The sequence below is a fragment of the Massilia sp. TWP1-3-3 genome, from assembly GCF_049897805.1.
Lineage (GTDB): Bacteria > Pseudomonadota > Gammaproteobacteria > Burkholderiales > Burkholderiaceae_D > Telluria_A.
On record NZ_JAFCWX010000007.1, the window covers coordinates 81,122 to 104,933 of the forward strand.

Consider the following 23,812-nt stretch of genomic DNA (forward strand, 5'->3'; position numbering starts at 1 on the left):
GTTGCATGTGGCCTGAAACGGCTTGCACAGGACCGTTCAATAACTTACCATCAAAAACATTCCTTTTGGGGGGGCTAAGCCGGAACCCCCGGAAATTTTGTCACCCCAAATCCAGCCCGGCCAGGAGCGCGTCCAAGTCGATCATCTTGCCGCCGCTCTGGAATGTGTAGTGCCCATTCAGCAGGATGTGCCGCCAGGCTGCCGGCGACATCCGGGTGATCAGCGCCACGGCCTTGGCGTTGCCGCTGGCCTGGCACCTCGTCAGCAGGTGCGACAGGATGGCCGAGTTGTAGTAGATGATCGCATTCGCGATCAGGCGCGCGCACTGGTTGCTGATCTCGATTTCGATGTCAGTCCGCCCAGTCAGTTCCTTCTTTCCGCCGACCTGGGCGATGGCCGAGCGCAGCTGGTGGTAGGACTCAATGCGGTTTTGCGAGCGGTGGACATTGCGCTCCAGCTGCGGATCACGCAGGTAGCGCAGCGTGTAGATGCTGCGAATGAGCTTGTCGAATTCGAAGATTGCCCTCCGCGTCGGGTTCGTCGTGGTGTAGGTGCACAGCTTGCGGATCAGCGAGCCCTGGGTCATCTCCTTCAGCCCGAGTGTGGCGACAATTTGATTCATGTTCTGGTTTTCGTCGACGATCGCCGGCAGGTCAACCTGGGCGATCGGACGGATCAAGTATTTTTCGTACAGCCCAGGGTCATCGGCGCAATACAATTCCGTCAGTTGTTTATCCATGGCGGTGAAGCGCGGGCCGAAGCAGTACAGGATGGCGAAGTTGGCCTTGTTGACGCTGTGCATGTCGCCGGTGATCGCCATTGGCACGATGTCCGACGTATTGCGATACCAGATGTCAAACACATGGTGCGCCTCGTATTCGTGTGCGCCGATCAAGTTGCCGTTGATGGGTACGTGGTTGCATAGCAATGTGTAGGCGACCACGCCCTTGCCGCGCCCGAAATACTTGCGCGAAGAGCGCGCCTTCACGGTTGGCCGCTCGACGCCGAATTTCTGACCATCGACGGCACCGTACAGCGTATCCAGGTCAAACGAGTAATGCGGGAAGACCGGCAGCGCGGCAATGGCGTTGCTGATGCGGTCGTTGGCGGCCTGGAGCGATGCCTGGCGCAGGTACTGCTGGTACGTCGTCTCCAGCACGTGGTACGGGATGTCGCTGGTACGCGCCATGACCTGATTGCCGTGGTTCATCGCCTGCGCGATGATGACCGCCATCAAACTGTCGGCATCGGCTACCTTCTTCGCATAGCGCGGCTGCAACGGCGTCAGCGCCGACAGGAACTGGCACTGTCCGTTGACGAAGCGGAACACGTCGGCAACATCGCAGTGCGGCAGTTGTTCGTAAAACCCCTTCTCGCGGACCTTCTGATTCTCCACCTTGGGCTTGCGCCAGATCAGCTTCTTCGTGTCCTTATCGTAGTCCAGGTGCGTCAGTTTTCCTTGTTTCAGTTCGGTGTTGAAGGCGAGCCATTGCGCGCGCAGCTCGGCCGTCAGTACGTCGAGCTGAGCTTTGATCGGTTGACGCAGGAAGGGGATGTCCATTTGCGCGAGCGCGTCAGCTCTCTCGTCCATCGAGACCAACTCGCCGGAGAAGTGGCGGTGTTGCAGGCTGTCGTCAAGATAGATTTCGCCTGACTGGAATCGCTTCCTGATCTGCCGATAGAGCCAGAATTCGTAGTGGTCAGCATGCAGTCCGGTCTGCTTGCCGTCGGCATCGAAGGTCAACAGGTATGGTCGCAATCGTTTCGGCAACGTGGCCGCCGGACATTCCGCCATCGGCCGTTGCGACAGGCGCTGCTGCTTGGCGAACACGCTCTTGGCCCATGCCAGCGCTGCGAGCCAAGGACTGTCGGGGACGGTGCTGGAAAAGTCGAGTGCGACGTACAGCGGTCGCAGATGTCGGCGGATGCGTTCGGCCAGATTGTCCACCGCCTGCCAGTGCAGGGCCAGTTTGCTCATCGGCTTCACGCTTAAGCGCTGACCGGTGATTTGTAGCGTGTCCTTCGGCATGATTTTGTACGCGCGCTGGCGCACGGTGCCGAACGGCGTGGCGTCGTCTACCATGTCATCGACATAGATCAACAGCAGGCGACCAACCTGCGGCGTGCCCTGCTGACGACGCACGTGTTCCGCTAAGAAGGACTTCTGCGCGAGCGCGCTGCTCTCGTCCTCCAACTGCTTCATGTGATAGGCCATCGCATCGACCAGGTTGTCGGAGAGCTGCCGGTAACGTTGCCAGGCGTAGCACAGCAAGTAGAGATGGGTCTGATCCGCCTTGAGGTTGCGCAGGTCGTGGACGGTATAGAAGTTCGCCAGACTCGCGTAGTACAGCAGATTTTGTTGCGAAACGCCCAGCTTGGGCAGTAGAGCCTTGGCGATCCGGTGCAGTGGCTCCAGCACGGTGCGCTTCTCGCGCTCGCGGATCATCTGACGCCAGCCGAAGCTCTTGGCGTCCTGTTTGAGCGCCGCCAGTTGAGATAGAGTGTCATCACGTACCAGGAGCTGGGTCAACGCGGCTTTGGTCGGCTCGTCGATCACTTCGCCCAGCAGATCGGCAAGGCGCCGACGTTCGGTCGACAGTGCGTCGCTGATGAGATCCTGCAACGTGGTGTACGCCGGACGGACGATCTTGTGTTGGTTGAGCCAGACGATCAATTCGGTAGCGACGAATCCAGGAGTCACGTCGCGCAGTGTGATTTGTGCGGCCTGTTTGGCAAGTTGCGGAATGAACTCACCAGACCATTGCCGGTAGCCAAACAGATCGACGATGAGCCTGCGCTGTGTGTAGAGCTCGTGGTCGGTGATCGTCTTGTGCTCGAATGCCTCTCCTTGGCAGTATCGGCTCAGGACAAAAGCAACATCATCTTCGACGTCAAGCCAGCCAAAGCGGAAGAACGTCTGCTTGGCCTTGACATAACCGATCTGCAAAATGCTGTAGACCTGTGCCGGAATGCTCGGCCGACTGGTGGCAAGCGCTAGTTCCGCTTCCGATAGCGCCAGAAAGCCCAACTGCTGGCCGTCGTCGAAGTCGGGTAGTCCATACAGCGCTTCGTGTTCGGCTTCGGAGAGGACGGTCAGTCGCTTGCTCTTGGCCGTCATTCCTGTGCTGCCTTCGTGGCGGCAGGCCAGCCGATCCTTGCTAACGTCTCGATCAGCGTAGTACGCTTGACCTCGAAGTTGCGGCATACCGCCGCCTTCGACATGTCGCCGTTCAGTGCTGTGAGAATGGCGTCCAACTTCTCGCCTGTGATCGCCAGCGGCCGCCCACCGCGACGGCCGCGGCGCTTGGCGGCGGCAAGTCCGGCTATGACGCGCTCGCGCGTCAGCGCGCGCTCGTACTGCGCGAGGGCGCCGAACACCTGGAACAGGAATTCGCCCGACGGCGTGGTGGTGTCCATGCTTTCCGTCAACGAGCGAAATCCCACACACCTTTCCTTGAGCCCGTTCACGATACCGAGCAGGTGCGGCAGTGAGCGGCCAAGCCGGTCAAGTTTCCACACCACTAACACGTCGCCGGTTTGGAGATATTCCAACGCTTTGGCTAGGCCTGGTCGGTCATCCCTGGCGCCGGAGGCATGATCCTGGAACAGGTGGCGCACATCGACGCCGGCTGCCAGCAGCGCGTCGCGCTGAAGGTCGGTGGACTGGCGGTCATTGTCAGTCGATACGCGCATGTAGCCGATAAGCATGTGCGGAAAACTAGTGGATTGAGATTTGCGTATGGCATACCATTGCGACACCATTTTCCGTACGTAATTTCGGGGGTGTTGGGGATCGCCGTGACGGTTTCGGCCGAACTGTCGCCAAACAACTGTTTTACGACAGGCGGCTGTCGGCCAGAAGCCGCCATTCAGGATCGCCTTCGTGAGTCGATTGGCCAGCATTGGCTAGCTACGTATAGTGATATCGAAATAGACCTCACCGTTGCTGGGGGTTTAAGATTTGCCGCATGAGATGTTACATCGAAGACTCGGCGATAATTGTTTTTGTGGAAACTCGCGCAGCGAGTCGACCAAAACAGAAATCGCGGGCTCCCTGAAGGACCAGTTCGGACAAGCGCGGCCGACATCCGTATCGGGTGTGGGTAGCAGCCATCCGGGTGCAGATCAGTGTCGGCCGCAACCAGCCGGCGGCGAATCTTGGCAATCCCGTCGATGGATGCTGTGACAGTGCAGAGTGAAGAGACGTCCCAAGCGATCTTAAAATTGCAGCAAACAGATGTTGTTTAGTAGGAGCATAACGATTTCGTTGAAATTGTACGCACCGCTTGCCGTCAGGTAGCGGCCTCGATGATCCAATCTGCTAATTTCCCATTGGCCTGCCTTGGCAATTGGCGTCCGAAAGAAAACGCCATTGGCCGGGAGGCACTATCAAGGTGCGCGCGACCCCAGGCCACAAGTTGCGCTTCGAGCTGCTCGCGATGGTGTTGCGGGTCCAGGGGCACGATAAATGCCTTAAGCCGGCTGCCCTCATCAGCACGCATCAGGCGAACAGAAACGTCCAGCACTGCAGGGTTTTCGCGCAACACGGCTGCAACCCGCGCCGGGAATACATTGATCCCACCTACCTGCACGGCCTGATCGATTCGGCCTGCGGGTCGAAAGCTGTGTTCATCGACCCACTCCAACTCATCCTGCATTGCGTAACGGGCACACGCGCCGTCCGGGAGCGTGCGCTCGAGCATCCCCGCGTTGCCATCGACCCGCCGCCAGTAGGGGAAACGCAGATACGGCGACGTCGCCGACGCGCGCCACCCCACACCGCCGGTCTCGGAACTGCCATACACCTGAACCAGTTTGTCCAAACCTGCCACTTCCAGCGCCCGCGCCAACTCATCCGGACAAGCGGCGCTCGACGTCACGCCGATCACCCCGCCTGCGATTGTCGGCTGCAGGCGAAGGAACGCGCGCCAGAATTCCGGATGCCCCACGACCAAGTCGCCGTCGCGCAATTCGCGTGCCAGGCGGGCCGGAGAGCTGCCTCGCAAATCGATCACTTCAAGGTCGCCCACACCGGGTGCCTGGGGTAACAGCACCGTAAAGAGGAATCCGTAGATATGATGACGGGGAACGGCGCTGAGGATGCGCCGACGGCCCGGCAGCAACGGCACCAGTTCGGCTACTTCTTGCCACAGCGTCGACGTGGGATGCGTGCAAGCTTTCGGCACGCCCGCGCTGCCCGACGTGCGGAACGTGAGTTCGCAAGAAAATTGGCGCAGGCTCTGGCGGGCAATCGCTACCCAGTCTTGAATTTCCAGTCGCCCCAACAAGTAGTCGTCAATTCCCGAACGGTGCAAATGCAGCGACTCGGAGAATGCGGTCGCGAGCGCGAGCAACTCCAGCGAATCGACAGCGAGATCGCGCCCAATGTGGAGCGACTCAGCCCAAGGCAATGGCGTGTCAATGCGGCTGCGCCGCATCATCGACAGCTCCCCGTCTATCAGGTCGCAAACGAAATGCAGCAGGTGCTGATCATGCTCCCACCAGGCGGGATTCACCGGCCGTTCAAGTGTCATCATGCTTTCGATTGATCAGTTGCGCTTCACAACGGTCCCGCACGAGGCTGCGCTGATGGCGCCCCTCAGGTGGGAGATAGCCGTTTTGCCGACGGCGCTGACTTCCAGTGTGTTCAAACTATTCTCCAAATTTACCACAGACGCAGCCTGCACTAGAGAGCAGACTGCGGCTCAACTATTGCCAATTTACTAGCGATGAACACCACGTCAGAATATCTTCATTCAAACTATTCGCTTATGACAAGTTTGACGCGCTTAGCCGTAGAGGCACCATGCCTTGTCGCGAATTCGCTTGAGCAGCAAGTGCAAGTCGGTATCGAGACGCCGGTCTTCCAGGATTGGCGCCACGTCGTTAGCGAGCGCGGCCATCATGGTTGCAAGCGGTGCCGACAGCATCAGCGCTGGATTCGACTCGCAGCGCAGTCGCACAGCTTGCTGAACGGCGACCAGCAAGGCTGCTCCCACCTGCTCGGTCAGCTCGATCACACGCAGGCAGTCGCGGGCCGCGATGGTGCCCATGCTGACCTTGTCCTGGTTGTGGCACTCGGTCGAGCGCGAGAAAGCCGACGCAGGCATGGTGAGCTTGAGCGCCTCTGCGGTCCAGGCCGAACAGCTGATCTGTAAAGCCTTTAGTCCATGATTGATCGCCCTGCGTTCACCCGTCGCGCCGGACAGGTTCGATGGCAGGCCGTTGTTGTAGCGCGTATCGACCAGCAGCGCGATCTGCCGGTCCATTAAATCGGCGAGGTTGGCGACGGTGTTTTTCAACGTATCCATTGCAAGGGCAATATGGCCGCCATAAAAATGACCGCCGTGCAGCACGCGCTCACCGTCTGCGTCGACGATGGGATTGTCGTTGGCGCTGTTGAGTTCATTCTCGATTAATTGGCGAAAGAACGGCAAGCTGTCCTCCAACACCCCGATAACGTGCGGCGCGCAGCGGATCGAATAGCGGTCTTGCAGGCGCGCGCCGTTGCGCTCACGCTCAGTAAACGGTAGGTCGCCCCGGATGCGCGCAGCTACCCGCTGCAAGCCCGGATGCGGTTTGACCGAAAACAGGATGTCATCAAAATGGTGGGCGTTGCCGTCGAGGGCGACCGACGCCATCGCTGTAATCCGCGTCACCAGTTGGCCCAGGTAATCGGCACTTCCGTAGGCGAGCACGGCAAGTCCGGTCATCACGGCAGTGCCGTTCATGATCGCCAGCGCTTCTTTTGGGCGCAGGCGCAGCGGTTCAATGCCGGCGTCGCGCAAAGCCTGAGCGGCGGTAACCGTTTCGCCATCGCGCCAGGCCTCTCGTTCGCCGCACAGCACCGCAGCGAGGTAGGATAAGGGCGTCAGGTCGCCGCTGGCCCCGACCGAACCTTCTGCGGGGATCAGCGGCAAGATCCCGGCGTCTAGCAGCCGGACAATCTGTTCGAGCAGCTCGACGGAGACACCGGAATAACCCTTGCACAGCGACGTCAGGCGCGTTGCCATGACCGCGCGGGTTTGCGCCGGAGTCAAGAACGCTCCCAGGCCGCAGCCGTGATAAGTGTATAGTTGGCGGGGCAATTCGGCCACCAGCGCCGTCGGCACGGGGACGTTGCATGAGTCGCCGTAGCCGGTCGTGACCCCATAAATTACGCCTTCCTCCTTCAGCAGGCGATCGAGAAATGCCGGGCCGCGCCGGATTGCGTCGCGAAAATCCGGGTCGGAGGAAAGAATGGCGCGGGCGCGGCCATCGGCGACGACGGCGATATCCTCGATTCTGAGGCGGTTTCGGTCAAAATAGACGGTGCGCCCTGTCAAGGCGGACGTCGTTGTGTGAGGCTTGAGCATGAGGTTAACATAACAGAGTGGCGTCGGCAGTGGGGCTGTACAAAATTTATTCGTCGATCTGCACACTTGACATCGGCAAACATTGACCGGGCCGCTGAAGTATGGGAGCATAATTTCCCAAGCAGCAACAAGATACTGTACAACGCTGTCAGGCATGTAGCGTTAGATGCTGGATCCGCCTTCCAGGAGTATTCTCAATGATAGACGTAATTCCCACATTTAATCAGTCCGACCTCGAGTCGCGTCTGGCCGCGCTCGATGCGCAAGGGCTCGACGCGCTCGATTTTGGCGTAATCGGTTTCGACAATGAGACCGTGGTTCGGCGCTACAATGAATTCGAGTCGAAAGCGGCCGGGCTGTCGCCCCATCGCGTGCTTGGGCAACTCTTGTTCACTGTCGTTGCTCCGTGCATGAATAACTTCCTCGTAGCGCAGCGCTTCGAAGACGCTCTCGAATCAGGTGCAGTGCTTGATGCGACGATCGACTATGTGCTCACTTGGCGCATGCGTCCCATTAAAGTTGCGCTGCGCCTGCTCGCGGCGCCAGGGGCTGCGACCCGCTACGTCCTGGTCAATCGTACATCGTGACTGATCGACCCTCGCCTGAAATCGGCGACGAACTTGAAGCGCTGATGCAGTTTCTGTATCTCGCGCCTGTCGGCCTGGTACAAACGGCGCTCGACGGTACAATCTGCATGATCAATCCAGTGTCAGCGCAGTTGCTGATGCCGCTCTCCCGAGACGGCAATCTGACCAATCTGTTTGCTGCCCTGGAAGGGGTGGCGCCCGCACTACGTCATTTGTGCGCCGATTTCCTCCCATCGCAAGGCATGGTCTGTGATGGTATGTACATTCCCCTCAGCGCCGACAGGGGCAGTAAGTCAACAAGCAAGGTTCTTTCGCTGAGCGTTGTCAAGCTTGACGATACACGGTTAATGGCGGTACTGAGCGACGTCACTGTGCAGGTACGGCGCGAACGCGAACTCAAACACACCGATGCCTGGCTTAACGCCATCCTCACCAACATCACCGATTACGCCATGTTCCGCCTCGACGGCCTTGGCCGGATCGCGGTGTGGAACGAAAGTATCGGGAGAATGATGGGATACGCGCCCGAGGCGCTGGTCGGCCAGCCTTACTCCATTTTCTCCCCCCCTGAGGCAACCACGCCGGAACATCTGTTGGACCAATTGCGTGAAGCGGACGAGAATGGCTGGAGCCTGAACGAAGGCTTCCGCCTGCGCGCCGATGGCAGCCAATTCTGGGGCAGCGCCATGATCTCGCCTTTGCCGGATCAGGGGCCATCACCGGGCGACGACGGCGAACGCGAGGGGCTCGCCCCCGCCTACTGCTTGATCATCCGCGACATTAGCGATAAGCGGGACGCGAACGAGCGGCAGCGCAAGGCGACCTATTGCGACTACCTGACCGGTCTTGCGAACCGTCGTGCGTTCTTTGAAGCGGCTGAACTGGAGCTTGAGCGCAGGAAGCTGTCGACGCGGCCTACCGCGATGATCCTGTTCGACGCCGATCATTTTAAGGCGGTCAACGACCGTTTCGGCCACCCGACCGGCGATGCCGTTCTGTGCCACCTGGCAGCGGCTTTGAGCGCGACATTCAGGGAGGTCGATGTTGTTGCGCGCGTGGGCGGCGAGGAGTTCGCGATATTGCTGCCGTCGACCGATCTTGCCGGCGCAGCGGCGGTGGCTAACCGCCTGCGCACGCTCGTGGAAACGACAGCAGTCATGGTCGACGGCGAGCCGATCCGCTACACGGTGAGTGCAGGGGTGGCGGCAATGGATGACAGCTTGACCGGGCTGGACGGCTTGATGAGGCGGGCCGACCAGGCGCTGTACGCTGCCAAGGCACGCGGACGCAATCGGGTCGATTGCTGGACGCCCGATTGCCCCACGTATAAGGATCATCTCAGCGGGGGCATCAGTGCAGCCTGATACAGTCGATGCGTACGAGTCGCTGATCCAGTTCCTGTATTGGGCTCCCATCGGACTGGTGCAGATCAACGCTGATGGGGCCATCGAGCTACTCAACCCGATGTCCGCCAGCTTGCTGATGCCGCTGGCCAAAGATGGCGGGCTGGAGAACCTGTTTCACGTGCTGGCGACAGTCTCACCACAACTATCCTCGATGGCAGCCGACTTCGCCGCGCCTAGCGGCGTCGTCTGCGAATCGTTGCGCATCGACCTGAGCGCCGCCGGCGGCACCGACGCGGGACCGCAGTTTCTGTCGATCAGCCTGTTGAAGCTCGATGCTAACCGGCTCATGGCGGTGCTGGGGGATGCCACGTCCGAAATGCAAAGGGAACAAGCGACTTTGACGCGGCGCCTGAACGGCGCAGCGCGTATGGATGGCTTAACGAAGATGCCGAACCGCCGGGCTGTTCAGGAACAGGTCGAGCTCATGCTGGCGCGCTCAGTTGCATCCGTGCACGGCGATTTTGCCGTGCTGTTCATCAATGTCGACCGCTTCAAGCAGATCAACGACACGATGGGCAATGCGGCAGGCGATCAAGTGCTCACTAGCATGGCCGAACGCCTGCAAGCGGCCTTGCGGCCATCCTCGAACCGCATCGGGCTCGTTGGCGGACCGAGCCAAATGGCGGCGCGCATTGGCGGCGACGAATTCGTGGTCGTACTCGCCGGCATGCGTCGGGCCGAAGACGTGGAAGCTATCGCGCTGCGCCTGGTGGAAGCGCTCGGCAAGCCCTTCCGGATCTCCGGCCATGAACTCAGTTGCAGCGTCAGCATCGGCGTCATTCTGGGCGCCGGGGCTGCCGGCGACGCCGATTCAGTCTTGCGCGATGCGAGCATCGCTATGGCGGAAGCCAAACGGGAAGGTGGCCGACGTTACGTCCTGTTCGAGACGTCAATGCGCGAGCGAGCCGCCCGCCGTGGAGATATTGAAGGCGACTTGCGCCGGGCACTGAACGAGGGCGAGCTGTTCGTCCTGTATCAACCGGTTGTCGGGTTCCTCGAAGGGGGCGGCATCGACCATTCAGCTGGCGTCGAAGCGCTGGTACGCTGGCAGCACCCGACACGTGGTGTCGTCCCTCCGCTAGAATTTATCGAAGTGGCGGAGGAGTGTGGTCTGATCGGTGCGCTGGGCGATTACGTTCTGTCGAAAGCTTGCCGCGATTTCGTTCAGTGGCAAGAGGAACTGGGTGACGGCGCCCCGCGCCTGTTGGCGGTGAACTTGTCCCGCGCTCAGCTCGCGCAACCGGGATGGACCGATATTGTCATCGAAATTCTGCGTTCCAGTGGCATGCATGCTCAACATCTGCAGCTGGAAGTCACCGAAACCCTGGCGGCGCAAGATCGGCAGGTGCAGCAACGTCTGCACGAGTTGAAGGCGCTGGGCATCAAGCTGGCGCTCGATGATTTCGGCACTGGTTACTCCTCGTTAGCGAGCTTACATCTGCTGCCCGTCGACACGGTGAAAATCGACCGCTCATTCGTCTGCCAGGGCGACACCAGCGATCATCACCGGGTACTCATAGAGGCGACGGTCAAGGTGGCGCGCAGCCTTGGCATGGACACGGTTGCAGAGGGCATCGAAACTTCAGCGCAAGCCGGCGTGGTGCGTGATCTCAGATGCGACAAGGGCCAGGGATATTTATTCAGCAGGCCGTTGGCGGCTAGTGCGCTGCCCCATTGGCTGGCCGCACAGTCGACTATCCAAGTGACGTTGGTGCCGCCGCCTGATTGACCGAGGCGGCCGAAATTCGTTGACCCAGGCGAATTCGCGCAAGCTCAGGCGCAATGCGGCTGCCGTCGGCGGCGCCAGATGCAGACACGGTCGGCGCGACGGGTCAATTTGGCGTCGGCGTCAACAACTGAGTTTAGACAGCAATTGGAAGACTCAAAAAATACTGTTCGTTAACCCAGTGTCGCACTTAGAACTTGAAACCGCCCTGCTATGACCGGTTTGGGGCGTAAGCAGCCGATCATCCGGCTCGGAAGACCCTTCAAAGTAGCGCCGTAGGCTTAGCGTGCAATTTTTCCGTTTCCCCTCTTCACGCCTGGACACGCCACTTTGCCGTGGAATACGCACTCTTGGCCGGTTTGGATTTGGGGTGACAAAATTTCCGGGGGTTCCGGCTTAGCCCCCCCTTTTGGCTTACACCTGATCCTCCCATGACAACTAAGCGCTCAAGCATATCCGCCCCACGCTGCCCCCGGCACCAGCAGCGTGCGCGGCGGCGCGGTGCGGCATGACGCCGGGCCCCGGTCACCCGCACGCGGACACCGCCGACAGCAAGCGCGACGCATGGGGCCGGTTCCAGTCGTCGGCCCTGCTGCGCAACGTCAGCGCATCGCCGCTCTTGCGCCACGGCGCCATGCTGGCGCTGTGGGTGCTGGTCTGGCAACTCGCCCGGTTGGTCGAATACACCGAACACGCCAGCGTCTGGTTCCCGGTCGCCGGGCTGACCTTCGCGCTCCTGCTGCTGGGCGACATGCGCGCCGTCCCGGCACTGGTGGGCGGCTGCGTTCTGGTGACGCTCTGGATAGCAGCCGACTATGGCATCGCCCTCGGCAAGCTCGAACTGGTCTGCGCAGGCCTGGCGTTCGCCGCCGCCCATATCGGCTCCTACGCCATCGGTGCTTGCTGCCTGCGGGCAGTTGCCGCCCGCAGCCATGGCTCGCTGCCCGAGCTGGTGGTCGGTTTCCTGCTGATCGCCGCGTTCAGTTCGCTGCTGGCGACGGCGACCGGCCTGTGGGCGCTGGTCGCCACGAAGATGATGCCGCTGGCCGATGTAAGCGCCACCTGGCTGCCATACTGGATCGGCGACATGGCCGGCGTGATCGTGCTGGCCCCGCTCTTCACTTCCTTGCTCAGCTCGCTGCGGCCAGGCGGCATGGCGCGCCTGGCGGCGTCGATCAGCCTTGAGCACCAGGCGGCCACGCCCCGCTTCAAGTACAAGCTGCTGCTTACGCTTGCGCTGCTGGCCGGGTCCATGTGGCTGGCGCACGCAACGCGTTCGCCCAACAGCGCCTTTGCCATCTTTTTCCTGGTGATTCCCTACATGTGGATCGCATGCACCGAATCGGCGTTCTACAACTTGCTGGGCGTGGCGCTGGGCAGCTTCATCATCGCGCTGCTGGTGCATGTGCTCGCCCTGAAGGAATTCGTGATGGTCTATCAGTTCGCCATTAACGTCATCGCGGCCAATACCTTGTTCGGCCTGGCGCTGCCGTCGCTTATCGCCGACAACATCAAGCTGCGCCGGTTGGCCGATACCGACTCGCTGACCCAGGCCGCCTCGCGCGACTGCCTTGAACAGCGCGCCTTGCTCGATATCATCCGCTGCCGCCAGCAACACTTGCCGCTGGCGCTGATCGTGTTCGACATCGACCATTTCAAGTCCATCAACGACCGCTACGGGCACGCCGTCGGCGACAAGGCGCTCAAACATGTGTGCCTGATGGCGCAGCAGGCGCTGCGCCCGGCCGACATGCTGGGCCGCTTCGGCGGCGATGAATTCGTCGCCCTAATGCCAGGCAATGACCGTGCGGCAGCAATCGCCATTGCCGAGCGCATCCGCGTGCATGTGAACGAAAGCGAGCTGGAAGGCGTGCATCCGATCACCGCCAGCTTCGGCATTGCCGACTTGCACGAGGGCGATACCTACGAAAGTCTGTTTGCTCGCGCCGACCAGGCGCTCTACAAGGCCAAACAGGAGGGCCGCAACCGCGCCGCATGGCTTGCCGCCTGACACATTGCATCACGATACAGTCTGGCGGCAAAAACACTAAAAATGTATCACATCGACGCGTTCGCGCAGCACGGCTGTGCTTCACGGCTTTGCCTGGGCCGCTCGTGTAAAGATTGGCAAGGCCGCAGCGATTTGCTACTCTTTCTTTTTCAAAAGAAAGTTCCCATGCGCATAGTACGTACACTGGCCTTGTCCGCCACGCTCGCCTTGCACCTTGGCGCCGCCGGCGCAGCGCCAGCGGTCGCGGCCGATCCCGCGCTGCCGGTCCTGGTGGAACCGGGGCAAACGCAAAGTCCGTCGGTGTACGCGGCGCGCCGCGCGGCGTTGATGCAAGCGATGGGCGACGGTGTGGCCGTGATCTACGCCGAAGGCCAGGACGACAGCGCAGGCCATCGGCAATCGCCCGATTTCCTGTATCTGACGGGGGTCGAAGAAAAAGGCGCGGTCCTGGTGCTGGCACACAAAGAGCGTACCTACCGCGAGTTCCTGTACCTGCCCAGCCGCGACCCGGAAGCGGAGCGCGTGAGCGGCATGCGCGATCCGATCGACACTGCGCTGCGCGCCAAATACGGCTTTGAAAAAATCCATCGCAGCGGCGCGCTGCTTGGCGGCCTGATCGACATGGCGAGCCGCTCGCCCACGCTGTGGCAAGTCACGCGGCCAGGCGCGGCGACCGAACCAAAAGACCTGGAACTGTATGGCAAGGTGCAAAAGCGCGTGCCGGGCGTGGCCGTCAAGTCCCTGCTCTGGACGCTGGCGTCGATGCGCGCGCGCCATGACGACGCTGAACTGGCCATCATGCAGCGCAGTATCCGCATCACCGAAGAAGGCTTTCGCGCCGCGTGGCAAGCAGTGTGCCCCGGCGCGTCCGAAGGCGAAGTGCGCGCCGAAGCCGAGCGCGTGTGGCGCATGCGCGGCAGCCGCCGCGCCGCTTACGACAGCATCGTCGGCTCCGGCCCCAACGGGGCCATCCTGCACTACGCGCGCAGCGAACGCGTGATGCGGGACGGCGAACTGGTGCTGATGGACATGGGCGCCGAATACGCGCACTACGCCACCGACATCACGCGCACGGTGCCGGTCAACGGGCGCTTTTCGGCCGAGCAGCGCAAGCTGTACGACATCGTGCTGCGCGCGCAGCAGGCGGCGCTCGCGCTGGCCAGGCCGGGCGCCACCTACGAAGACCTGGACAAGGCGGCGCGCAAGGTCATCGACGAGGCCGGTTACGGCGACTACTTCATCCACGGCCTGGGCCACTTCGTGGGCCTTGATGTCCACGACGCGGGCGCCTACCACAAGGCGCTCGAGGCGGGCATGGTCGTGACGATCGAACCTGGCATCTACATTCCGGAAAAAGCGCTGGGGATTCGGATCGAAGATGAAGTGCTGATCACGCCAAACGGTGCGCGCTACCTGAGCAATGGGCTGCCGCGTACCGCCGACGAGATTGAACGCGCGATGGCGGCGCGCGCATCAAGGAAGTAGCGCGCCGCGACTACGGCGCTCCTGCGTTTAACGCACGCTCAGCCGCACGACTTGGTCGCCGCCGCCGGTGCCGGCCACCGAACGCGGCACGACCATCAACAGCTCGCCATTCATGCCGCCGTAGTCATCCGGATTGAGCGTGATGCGCAGCTTTCTGTCGAGCGCGACGAACTCGTTTTGCGAGGCGGCGACCAGTTTCTTGGCAAGCTGATTGCCGATCCGCGCATACATGCGCGACCCCGACCTGCGCAGGTGCATCACGTCACCATTGGACAAGTCGTAGGTGCCTTCATACGTCATCAAGTCCTCCACGTGCATCGGATAGGCATGCGACGGGATGCTGATTTGCGACCCCCTCACCTCCACCGACGACCCGCTCTGATCCTGCGCCTTTGGCGCCAGTGCCAGGCCACCCAGTACTACGAAGAGCAAAACACGTTTCATCATAACCTCCTTGACAGCTTCGATTTGCGCGACGGTAAGGCAGTGCCTCCTCAGTGCGATCGCGCTTCGCTCGCACCCTTTAAATATAGTCGCTGCTCACCGCAATTGAAGGCATTTCGAATGCATATGCGCTAATCGTTTATCCCGTTTTTTGTTCTGTATTTTTCAGGCATCCGGTCAGGCGCGTGCACCGTATCGCCTTTCGCTTTTTGCCTGATATTTTTTGACCTGTCGCGCCGTACCACCCGCAGCAGCCCAGCAATAGCATTTTCAATCGGACCGATTAATACAAGCAATGAAGCGCAGCCCCATCTTGAGGTATGATCTTTTCAATGAGTTCTTCTCATTCGATAGTATTAATTAACCGCAACCCCGCACATGAGGATTCCTATGTCACTGATTAACTCCCACATTCCTACGTTCAAAACGCAAGCTTTTCACAACGGTAAATTCGTCGAAGTCTCCAACGAAACCCTGCAAGGCAAGTGGTCGGTTATCATTTTCATGCCTGCCGCGTTCACCTTCAACTGCCCAACGGAAGTCGAAGACGCTGCAGACAACTATGCCGAGTTCCAAAGGGTTGGCGCCGAGGTGTACATCGTTACCACCGACACCCACTTCTCGCACAAAGTCTGGCACGAGACTTCGCCAGCCGTCGGCAAGGCCCGCTTCCCACTGGTGGGCGATCCGACCCACACGCTCAGCCGCGGCTTTGGCGTGCACATCGACGAAGCAGGTCTGGCATTGCGCGGCACCTTCATCGTCAACCCGGAAGGCGTGATCAAGACGCTGGAAATCCATGACAACGCCATCGCGCGCGACGTCAAGGAAACCTTGCGCAAGCTGAAAGCTGCCCAGTTCGTTGCTGCACACCCGAACGAAGTGTGCCCGGCAAAATGGAATGAAGGCGACAAGACCCTGACCCCATCGCTGGACCTGGTCGGCAAGATCTAACACCTTGCTGCAGAAGGGCGTGTGCTGACCGCCCTTCTGCACCCGAGTCCCCTTGCACGGGCTCACTCAGTTTCATTGAAAATATTTTTTACGGATACGCCATGCTCGACGCCACTTTAAAAACGCAGTTGGAAGCCTACTTGCAGAATCTGCGCACGCCCATCACGCTCATTGCCTCGATGGATGATAGTGTCAAGAGCGCGGAGCTGCGTGCTCTGTTGGCCGACATTGCGAGCCTGTCCGACAAAATTAGCGTGGAAGAGTCAGGCACTGACCGTCGTACGCCGTCGTTCGTCATCGCCAAGCAAGGCGAAACGCGGGGCGTGCGCTTTGCTGCCATCCCGCTGGGGCACGAATTTACCTCGCTGGTGCTGGCCCTGCTGTGGACCGGGGGCCATCCGCCAAAAGTGGAGGCGGAAGTACTCGACCAAATCAAGTCGCTCGAAGGCGGCAACTTCGAAGTGTACATGTCGCTTTCCTGCCATAACTGCCCCGACGTTGTGCAGGCCGCCACCCTGATGGCAATCTATAACCCGAATATTCATACCGTGGTCATCGACGGCGGGATGTATCAGGCAGAAGTCGAATCGCGCCAGGTGATGGCGGTGCCGATGGTGTTCAAGGACGACGCCCTGTTCGCAGCCGGCCACATGACGCTGGAAGAAATTATCGGCAAGCTGGACGTCAACTCGGGCGAGCGGGAAGCCACCAAGCTCAATCAAAAAGCGCCGTTCGATGTGCTCATTGTTGGCGGCGGTCCGGCTGGCGCCGCAGCTGCCGTATATGCAGCGCGCAAGGGCATTCGTGTCGGCGTCGCGGCCGAGCGCTTCGGCGGCCAGACCAACGACACCATGGCCATTGAAAACTACATTTCCGTACTGGAGACGGACGGGCCGAAATTTGCCCTTGCGCTCGAAGCCCAGGTGCGCCATTACGACGTCGACATCATGAACCTGCAGCGCGCCGAACGTATCGTGCCTGCGGCCACGCCGGGCGGCCTGGTCGCCGTGCACATGGAAAATGGCGGCGTGCTGCATGCGCGCAGCGTGATTATCTCTACCGGCGCAAGGTGGCGCAATGTGAACGTGCCGGGCGAAGCGCAATACAAGAACAAGGGCGTGGCCTATTGCCCGCACTGCGACGGCCCCTTGTTCAAGGGAAAACGCGTGGCCGTGATCGGCGGCGGCAACTCCGGCATCGAAGCGGCCATCGACCTGGCAGGCTTGGTGCAGCATGTGACGGTGATCGAATTTTCCGACACGCTCAAGGCAGATGCAGTACTGGTGAGCAGGCTGAAAAGCCTGCACAACGTCACCATCCACGTCAACGCGCAGACCACGGAAATCACGGGCGACGGGCAAAAAGTCAATGGCATCAGCTATACCGACCGGATGAGCGAGGCGAAGCACCATGTGGAGCTCGAAGGCGTGTTCGTGCAGATTGGCCTGGTCCCGAATACCGAATTTTTAAGAGGGACGCTGGAGCTGAGCAAATTTGGAGAGATCGTCGTCGATGCCAAATGCCACACCAGCCTGCCCGGGGTGTTCGCGGCCGGCGACGTGACGACGGTGCCTTACAAGCAGATCGTCATTGCCGCGGGAGAAGGCTCCAAGGCTGCCTTGAGCGCCTTTGACTATTTGATCCGCCAGCCCGTGGCCGCGCCCGTGGATGCGCTCGAAGTAGCACTGGCGACCTGATTGGACGGTTCGGCGGGCGCTTCGCGTGCACGCCGTGCCGTCGTCATCCCGTGGGCGGCGCGCCCGTTCGGGGACGCCTCATCAAGTCCGCAAGCTACCCGCACTTAATCAGGTACTTAGTCAGGTACTTAGTCAGGCGCCTGCACGGCATAGCCTTTCGCCTGCAGGTCCGCCATCAAGCCGTCGGTCTTGAGAAGAGTGTCGAGCTTGAGCATGGCGAAGGTGGTGCTGTTGTTGGCCAACGCGTTGTCCGCCGCTTCCAGCCACAGCTTGCGCATGCGCCGCTGCGTGCCTTGCAGCCCCAGCCCGTCCCAGACGGCGGCGCTGCTTTCCATCGCGCTTTTGCAGGCGGCATCGCGGTCGGCAAAGTCGAGCGTGCGCATCAAGCCCAGATCGCCCTTGGCCCAGGCGTTGGCGCGCATGCGCATGGCGTCGATATCGGTCTCCAGGGTTTCGATGGTTTTCGCAAAACAAGCGGCATCATCGATTGATCCGGTCTTGAAATCCTTGAGCGTTTTTGCAGGGTCGGCCAACTCCAGCACGACGTTCGAATACATGACCTTGAGCTTATTTTTCTTGACCAGCGCCCCGACCGCTTTGGCCACGTCGTCGTTATTCGACAAGCCGGCGTGCCGCAGGCCGGCGCTATACAGGGTCTGGGCGGCGAAGATCGGGCGTTCGCTCTCGGCCTCGTCGCCGACGCCGTACTTGGCCTTGAGCACCAGCCAGCGCGCGTACACGTCGGCCGGCACCGTGTCGCGCAGCATCGCCCCGCCCGGGTTTTTGCGCATGCCCACCACGTGCGGCAGCAGCTGCAGTCCCTTCCACAAGCCCACGTGGGTTCCGGCGGTCGGCGGCGCCAGATATTGCTGCGACTGGGCCACGATGGCCTCAACTTGCTGCGAGCGCCACTGCATCTGCACCGGCAAGGGCGCATAGGCGGCGAACACCCACAGTACATGGTCGCCCTTGGAAATTTTCCACAAGCCAGGACCGGGACGCTGGCCCACCACCAGCACCTTGTCGGGCGCCGCCACAACCGCCTGGGCCGCTTGTGTTTGCGCGCAGGCCGGCGCCGACAACAGCGCGCCCAACGCGATACAGCCGATTCGCCACATGCCAATCTCCTGGTTTTCGATAGGCGCACATGATACGGCGCTGTTTGCCCGCCACCCTCATTTTTCGGATATGCATGCGCGCAAAACGGCGACGGCCACGGTTGCAGGCGCCGTTGTCAGTACGTTTTACCCGTCCAATGTTGTATTTATGCACTGCTTGCATTCGGGTTAAGGAATGAATAGACATCTTTTCTATCTGTCTATACATTGTTAGCGGCAAGTTAAGCCGCAGGGCGATCCGCCTTCTCGACGGGTTCGCTCGCCGTTGCCGGTGGAGGATGGTGACAACAATAAAAAAAGCGCTGCGGACTGTTTGCCGCAGCGACTTTGGCATCCGAACACGGATGCAGGGACACGACTACGTGGTTTAATTTTTCTGAAAACGCATTGCCTAAGGAAGAACTTCATGACAAAAGCAACAGCAATCCACATTGCAGTACTCATGCTCTGCAGCGGTATGGCCGCAGCGCAAGACAGCAATGCGCCGGCGGCGGCAACGCCTGCAGCAAGCCCGGCCGAAGAGATCCAGAAGGTCACCATCGTCTCCACCGGTAGCCGCGGTTCGCAGCGCACCGTGGTGGATGCCCCGGTCCCGGTCGACATTCTGTCGGCCAAGGAACTGACCCGGTCCGGCCAGAACTCGCTGGACAAAGCCATGGGTTTTCGGGTGCCATCGTTTAACACGGTGCAAACGCCGGTCAACGATGCCACCTCGCTGCTCGATCCTTACGAAATTCGCAACATGGGTCCTAGCCGCGCGCTGATCCTGATCAACGGCAAGCGCAAGAACGCCAGCTCGCTGGTCTACACGCAAACCTCGCCAGGACGCGGCGAAACCGGTTCCGACATTTCGGCCATCCCGGCCGACGCCATCAAACGCATCGAAGTGCTGCGCGACGGCGCATCGGCCCAGTACGGTTCCGATGCCATCGCCGGCGTCGTCAACGTCATCTTGAAAGACAGCCCGAGCGAAGGTTCCCTGACCGCGCGCGTCGGCCAGACCAGCGAAGGCGACGGCAAGACCCGCAGTGTCAGCCTGAACCATGGCGTGAGCCTGCTGGACGGTCGCGGCTTCGTCAACTACACCATCGATATCTCGAAGGTGGGCCTGTCGAACCGTTCCACCCCGCTGAGCGCAGCGGGCGAGGCGGACACGTTCGGAGTGCCGCTGGCCGAAGTGAACGCCTTCCTGAGCAAGTACCCGGACGGACGCAACATCAATGGCTCGCCTGAAACGAAGGCCAAGAAATTTCTGGTCAACACCGGCCTGAACATCGATGACAAGACCAAGGTCTACGCCAACTTCGCGTACATCGACAAGGACGTGTTCAGCTATGCGAACTTCCGCACGCCATACTGGAAAGATACCGACTTCGGCAGGCTGACCCCGTCCGGACAGGCATACGCCGGTTACGGGCCGACCTTCAACGGTTCCCTGCGCGACTACAACGGCACCGTCGGCATCAAGTCAGACCTGAACGGCTGGATGACCGATTTCAGCTGGACCACGGGCGGCAACGAGCAGAAGTACCTGGTCGAGCACACCATCAACCGTTCGCTGGGCGCGCTTTCTCCAACCAGCTTTGACGCGGGCGGCTCCGTGTTCAAGCACAATGTGTTCAACGGCGACACGTCCAAGCAGATTTCGGACACCGTCAACGTGTACGCAGGTACCGAACTGCGCTGGGAAGAATATGAACTCAAGGCTGGCGACAGGGCGTCGTACACCGGCCTGGGCGCCGATTCCTACGCCGGCAATGATCCGGAATTTTCGAAGCGGCATACCCGCCAGAACTACGGCGCGTATGTCGGCAGCACCTTCGACATCACCCCGCGCTTTTTGGTCGACGCGATTGGCCGCTACGAGAACTACAGCGACTTCGGCAACGCCTTCGTCTGGAAGCTGAGCAGCCGCTTCAAGCTCAACGACAAGGTCACGCTGCGCGGTTCGCTCTCGACCGGCTTCCGTGCGCCGTCGCTGCATCAGCTCTACACCGAGAAGGCGCAGTACTCCTTCGTCGGCGGCAAGATCGAAGTGTCGCGCATCTTCAACAACGATTCCCCGGTCACGCGCGGGTTCGACATCGGCTCGCTGCAGCCGGAAAAATCGAAAAGCCTGACGCTCGGTATCGGTGTTCAGCCTGACAGCAACACCAGCATGACACTCGATTACTACAACATCGGCTTGTCGGACCGTATCGTGCTGAGCAAGGAAATCAAGGGTACCCCTGCGATCAACGCCAAGCTGGCGCCGTACAATGCGGTGGCGGGCAACTTCTTCCTGAACGCGCTCGACACCCGTACTTCGGGTCTGGACGTTGTGTACAGCCGCAAGAACTTGAACCTGGCGTCGGGCAAGCTGGCCGTCAACCTGTCGGGCAACTACACGTTCAAGAACGAGCGCGATGGTGCGATTCACAATACGAAGTTCATCGCTGCCGAGAAGAAGACCGTGTTTGACGAGACCCAGGAAGCGCTGATGTTCACGTCGCGTCCGAAGTTCAAGGTCATCGCCGGCCTCGATTTGGACTACAACAAGGTCAACTTCTCGCTGAACAACACCGTGTTCGGGCCAACGCGCTTTCACCAGGCCGACCTGAGCACGCTGGACATCGACACCAAGTTCAAGACCAAGACCGTGACGGACTTTGCCGTGAACTACAAGCTGACCGACCGCATGACGCTGACGTTCAACGTCAACAACCTGTTCGACGTCACGCCTGAGTGGGAATTCAAGGCCAACAACGCCGCCGGCGCCGCTTCGCTGGCGAACAACACCAAGGATGCGTCCGGTCGTACGTTTGCCCAGCGTGAGTCCGATGCGATCACGTTCAGCCAGCGTTATGCGATGGTGACCTATGATGGCTCGCATTTCAGCCAGCTGGGCCGCATTTATAATCTGGCGCTGAACTATCGTTTCTAAGCACGCGCTAGCTGTTGCAAAAAACCAGCCTGCGGGCTGGTTTTTTTTCGTGGGTCGCGAGGGTGTTGCACTAGTGTCCTGAGTTGTAAGTTCGTTGAATAAATATCCCGAGAATCGCCGCGATACTGCGTCAAAAATGCTCGCAAGGCCTCGGCCTTGCTCCGCTTTTGTTCCTTGTCTCTCGGCGATTTCGGAACATTTATAAGCAACTAACTTTCAACTCAGGACACAAGGTTTGCGAGGCCGCGTGCGATCCCAGTCGCGCTGTAGAGCCGCACCCGCTCCAGCGGAAAAGGGTAAGGCCGGCACTGCGCCAAGTGTTTCGACAGCGCTTGCCGGAACCTTGCTGGACTGAACGCCCCACGAACTGTAGGGCGGAAAAGGGCAAGGCCCGCATTCCGCCACGCGTCTCGACGGCGCTTGTCGAAAAAGGGGGCCGCCCAGGCGCCTTCGGCCTTTTCCGACGCGGTGGCCCACGCTTTTGCAACTGCCTCGCGCCCGAGGACGATGTAAGGCGGCTCGGCTGGTCGGCAATTTCATATCCGCGCTGCGCTTTGTACACAGCGCGCCGCATTAAGCCAGCACCGCGCCAGCACCGCGCACGCGTGCGCCATTTCGCGCGCGGCGCACAATGATGCCGCCCGCTATATCGCCTGCGCCACCAGCCGCTTCGCTTCGCGCAAGCCCTCCACCATCGCATTAAATGCTTGCGCCTTCAGGTCCGCCCCCGGCACCCGCAACACGTATGAGGGATGGTAAATGACAACAATCCACCGCCCCTGGTGCAGGAACGGCTTGCCCATCACATCCTTGAGCGCGGCATGCGGATTGCCCGTCACCGCCTTCAAGGCCGTGCTGCCGAGCGCGACCACCACCTGTGGCTTGACGTGCGCCAGTTCGCTGTCGAGCCAGTAACTGCACGCCTCGATCTCGCGCTGCGCCGGCGTCTTGTGCATGCGGCGCTTGCCGCGCAGCTCCCACTTGAAATGCTTGACGGCGTTGGTCAGGTACACCTCGCGCCGCTCCACCTGTGCCTGCGCCAGCGCGCGGTCCAGCAACTGCCCTGCCGGCCCCACGAATGGCTGCCCCGCCAAGTCTTCCTGGTCGCCCGGCTGCTCGCCCACCAGCATGAGGCGCGCCGCCACCGGCCCCACCCCCGGTACCGCCTGGGTGGCGTCTTTCCACAGCTCGCAGCGGCGGCAGCCGTCAAGCGTGCTGGGTACGTCGCGCTGCGGCTGGGCCTTGCTGGCGGCGATGGGAATGACAGTGCCGCCGCGCTCGCCCACGCTGCGCGTTTGCCCCACCTTGCGCGCTCCGGCCGCCGCCTGCGACACCATCTCGGGCACGACGCTGCCCTCGGGCAGGTTTTTCCAGAAACGCGACGGTATGTGGCCGTGCATCAGGTCGGCATTCAGGCGCGCGGGGTTGAAAATGCTGCGGTAGTAGGTGAGCCACAGCGCTTCGCCCGCGTCATCGATGTCTTCAGGCCCCCGCATCAAGGGGCCGGTGCTGTGCAGCGTGGCGCCGTCCCACATGACCGACGCTTCGGGTGTGGCGATCATCCAGGTGATGCGCCCCATGCGGGCGGCGAAGTGGCGCGCCACTTGCGGCAACACGTCGTGCGACGGCTCGAACCAGGCCACGAAACGCGGCGCGCCCGCTTCCTCGCGCCGCTCCCGGAAGCGGATGTAGGCATGCATGTCGTGCTCTTCGCGGTGGACGGCCTTGACCATGGCGTGCAGTTTTGCGCCATCCTGGTCGGCCGCCGACATGACATCCTTTTCGCCCTGCTGCCAGCGCCACAGCACCAGGTACAGGAACGACCAGCGGTTGGGCACGCGGCAGCAGGCCGCCGTTTGCAGCATGTCCATGAGTTTGCGCGAAATGCGCACCGTGGGACTGCCCTGCTTGGCTGCGGGCGCCGCCTCTGGTTCGGCCGGCTGCGAAAACAGGTCGCCGTCATCCTTGTGCGATATCCATTGCACCAGGTGGGGCGCCACCTGGTGGGCCAGCAGGTCGCGCGCGGCCAGGCGCCATTCGTCAAAGGAATGGACCAGCACCGGGCGCCCCGCTGCGGCGGCGGCCGCCGCGCTCGCCGGACGCATG

The 23,812-nt window shown here is 61.0% G+C and carries 15 protein-coding genes; 8 read left to right on the top strand and 7 right to left on the bottom strand.

Annotated elements, in window-relative coordinates; all coding sequences use genetic code 11:
- Positions 1-100 precede the first annotated feature (100 nt).
- From ACP7D4_RS08850 to ACP7D4_RS08865, 4 genes are all read right to left on the bottom strand, one after another.
- The gene (locus ACP7D4_RS08850) at positions 101-3,118 is read right to left on the bottom strand and encodes a Tn3 family transposase (protein ID WP_426208699.1); all 3,018 of its coding nucleotides are present in this window, start codon (positions 3,116-3,118) and stop codon (positions 101-103) included.
- The gene (locus ACP7D4_RS08855) at positions 3,115-3,708 is read right to left on the bottom strand and encodes a recombinase family protein (protein ID WP_426107751.1); all 594 of its coding nucleotides are present in this window, start codon (positions 3,706-3,708) and stop codon (positions 3,115-3,117) included. The genes ACP7D4_RS08850 and ACP7D4_RS08855 overlap by 4 nt, the downstream gene beginning before the upstream one ends.
- A 584-nt stretch (positions 3,709-4,292) precedes the next feature.
- A complete protein-coding gene (locus ACP7D4_RS08860; protein WP_426107739.1) occupies positions 4,293-5,537 on the bottom strand; it encodes an AMP-binding protein in 1,245 nt (414 codons plus the stop codon).
- 252 nt (positions 5,538-5,789) lie between these two features.
- On the bottom strand, positions 5,790-7,355 hold the full coding sequence (locus ACP7D4_RS08865; protein ID WP_426107740.1) for an HAL/PAL/TAL family ammonia-lyase: 1,566 nt from the start codon (positions 7,353-7,355) through the stop codon (positions 5,790-5,792).
- Positions 7,356-7,552: 197 nt separating this feature from the next.
- Between ACP7D4_RS08865 and ACP7D4_RS08870 the strand changes: the two genes are divergently transcribed.
- The 5 genes from ACP7D4_RS08870 (at position 7,553) to ACP7D4_RS08890 (ending at position 14,570) form a co-directional block, all read left to right on the top strand.
- Complete coding sequence (locus ACP7D4_RS08870; protein ID WP_426208701.1) at positions 7,553-7,942, top strand: phosphonate transporter; 390 nt, start codon at positions 7,553-7,555, stop codon at positions 7,940-7,942.
- A complete protein-coding gene (locus tag ACP7D4_RS08875; RefSeq protein ID WP_426208703.1) occupies positions 7,939-9,306 on the top strand; it encodes a sensor domain-containing diguanylate cyclase in 1,368 nt (455 codons plus the stop codon). The genes ACP7D4_RS08870 and ACP7D4_RS08875 overlap by 4 nt, the downstream gene beginning before the upstream one ends.
- Entirely contained in the window at positions 9,296-11,077 is a 1,782-nt protein-coding gene (locus ACP7D4_RS08880; RefSeq protein WP_426208705.1) for a putative bifunctional diguanylate cyclase/phosphodiesterase, read from the top strand. The genes ACP7D4_RS08875 and ACP7D4_RS08880 overlap by 11 nt, the downstream gene beginning before the upstream one ends.
- Positions 11,078-11,582: 505 nt before the next feature.
- Positions 11,583-13,085: a diguanylate cyclase gene (locus ACP7D4_RS08885; protein ID WP_426208707.1), complete on the top strand. Its 1,503-nt coding sequence runs from the start codon at positions 11,583-11,585 to the stop codon at positions 13,083-13,085.
- A gap of 165 nt (positions 13,086-13,250) precedes the next feature.
- Positions 13,251-14,570: an aminopeptidase P N-terminal domain-containing protein gene (locus ACP7D4_RS08890; RefSeq protein WP_426208710.1), complete on the top strand. Its 1,320-nt coding sequence runs from the start codon at positions 13,251-13,253 to the stop codon at positions 14,568-14,570.
- Positions 14,571-14,597: 27 nt separating this feature from the next.
- On the opposite strand, the gene ACP7D4_RS08895 is transcribed toward ACP7D4_RS08890, so the two are convergent.
- Positions 14,598-15,014, bottom strand: coding sequence for a hypothetical protein (locus ACP7D4_RS08895; protein WP_426208711.1), 417 nt, complete (start codon positions 15,012-15,014; stop codon positions 14,598-14,600).
- A gap of 390 nt (positions 15,015-15,404) precedes the next feature.
- On the opposite strand from ACP7D4_RS08895, the gene ahpC reads away from it, so the two are divergent.
- Both ahpC and ahpF read left to right on the top strand, forming a co-directional pair.
- On the top strand, positions 15,405-15,968 hold the full coding sequence (ahpC, locus tag ACP7D4_RS08900) for an alkyl hydroperoxide reductase subunit C (RefSeq protein WP_426107747.1): 564 nt from the start codon (positions 15,405-15,407) through the stop codon (positions 15,966-15,968).
- Between the two features lie 101 nt (positions 15,969-16,069).
- The gene (ahpF, locus tag ACP7D4_RS08905; RefSeq protein WP_426208713.1) at positions 16,070-17,665 is read left to right on the top strand and encodes an alkyl hydroperoxide reductase subunit F; all 1,596 of its coding nucleotides are present in this window, start codon (positions 16,070-16,072) and stop codon (positions 17,663-17,665) included.
- A gap of 128 nt (positions 17,666-17,793) precedes the next feature.
- Here the strand turns inward: ahpF and ACP7D4_RS08910 are convergent, their stop codons facing one another.
- On the bottom strand, positions 17,794-18,783 hold the full coding sequence (locus ACP7D4_RS08910) for a TraB/GumN family protein (protein ID WP_426208714.1): 990 nt from the start codon (positions 18,781-18,783) through the stop codon (positions 17,794-17,796).
- 406 nt (positions 18,784-19,189) lie between these two features.
- Here ACP7D4_RS08910 and ACP7D4_RS08915 point away from each other — a divergent pair, with 406 nt between their 5' ends.
- On the top strand, positions 19,190-21,706 hold the full coding sequence (locus ACP7D4_RS08915) for a TonB-dependent receptor plug domain-containing protein (protein WP_426208715.1): 2,517 nt from the start codon (positions 19,190-19,192) through the stop codon (positions 21,704-21,706).
- Between the two features lie 644 nt (positions 21,707-22,350).
- Here ACP7D4_RS08915 and ACP7D4_RS08920 read toward each other — a convergent pair.
- Positions 22,351-23,811, bottom strand: a complete 1,461-nt coding sequence (locus tag ACP7D4_RS08920) for a UdgX family uracil-DNA binding protein (RefSeq protein WP_426208825.1) — start codon at positions 23,809-23,811, stop codon at positions 22,351-22,353.
- Position 23,812: the final 1 nt, after the last annotated feature.

Coding starts and splice junctions, on each gene's coding strand:
- ACP7D4_RS08850 (WP_426208699.1), bottom strand. CDS start 3,118: ATGACGGCCAAGAGCAAGCGACTGACCGTCCTCTCCGAAGCCGAACAC.
- ACP7D4_RS08855 (WP_426107751.1), bottom strand. CDS start 3,708: ATGCTTATCGGCTACATGCGCGTATCGACTGACAATGACCGCCAGTCC.
- ACP7D4_RS08860 (WP_426107739.1), bottom strand. CDS start 5,537: ATGATGACACTTGAACGGCCGGTGAATCCCGCCTGGTGGGAGCATGAT.
- ACP7D4_RS08865 (WP_426107740.1), bottom strand. CDS start 7,355: ATGCTCAAGCCTCACACAACGACGTCCGCCTTGACAGGGCGCACCGTC.
- ACP7D4_RS08870 (WP_426208701.1), top strand. CDS start 7,553: ATGATAGACGTAATTCCCACATTTAATCAGTCCGACCTCGAGTCGCGT.
- ACP7D4_RS08885 (WP_426208707.1), top strand. CDS start 11,583: ATGACGCCGGGCCCCGGTCACCCGCACGCGGACACCGCCGACAGCAAG.
- ACP7D4_RS08890 (WP_426208710.1), top strand. CDS start 13,251: ATGCGCATAGTACGTACACTGGCCTTGTCCGCCACGCTCGCCTTGCAC.
- ACP7D4_RS08895 (WP_426208711.1), bottom strand. CDS start 15,014: ATGAAACGTGTTTTGCTCTTCGTAGTACTGGGTGGCCTGGCACTGGCG.
- ahpC (WP_426107747.1), top strand. CDS start 15,405: ATGTCACTGATTAACTCCCACATTCCTACGTTCAAAACGCAAGCTTTT.
- ahpF (WP_426208713.1), top strand. CDS start 16,070: ATGCTCGACGCCACTTTAAAAACGCAGTTGGAAGCCTACTTGCAGAAT.
- ACP7D4_RS08910 (WP_426208714.1), bottom strand. CDS start 18,783: ATGTGGCGAATCGGCTGTATCGCGTTGGGCGCGCTGTTGTCGGCGCCG.
- ACP7D4_RS08915 (WP_426208715.1), top strand. CDS start 19,190: ATGACAAAAGCAACAGCAATCCACATTGCAGTACTCATGCTCTGCAGC.
- ACP7D4_RS08920 (WP_426208825.1), bottom strand. CDS start 23,811: ATGCGTCCGGCGAGCGCGGCGGCCGCCGCCGCAGCGGGGCGCCCGGTG.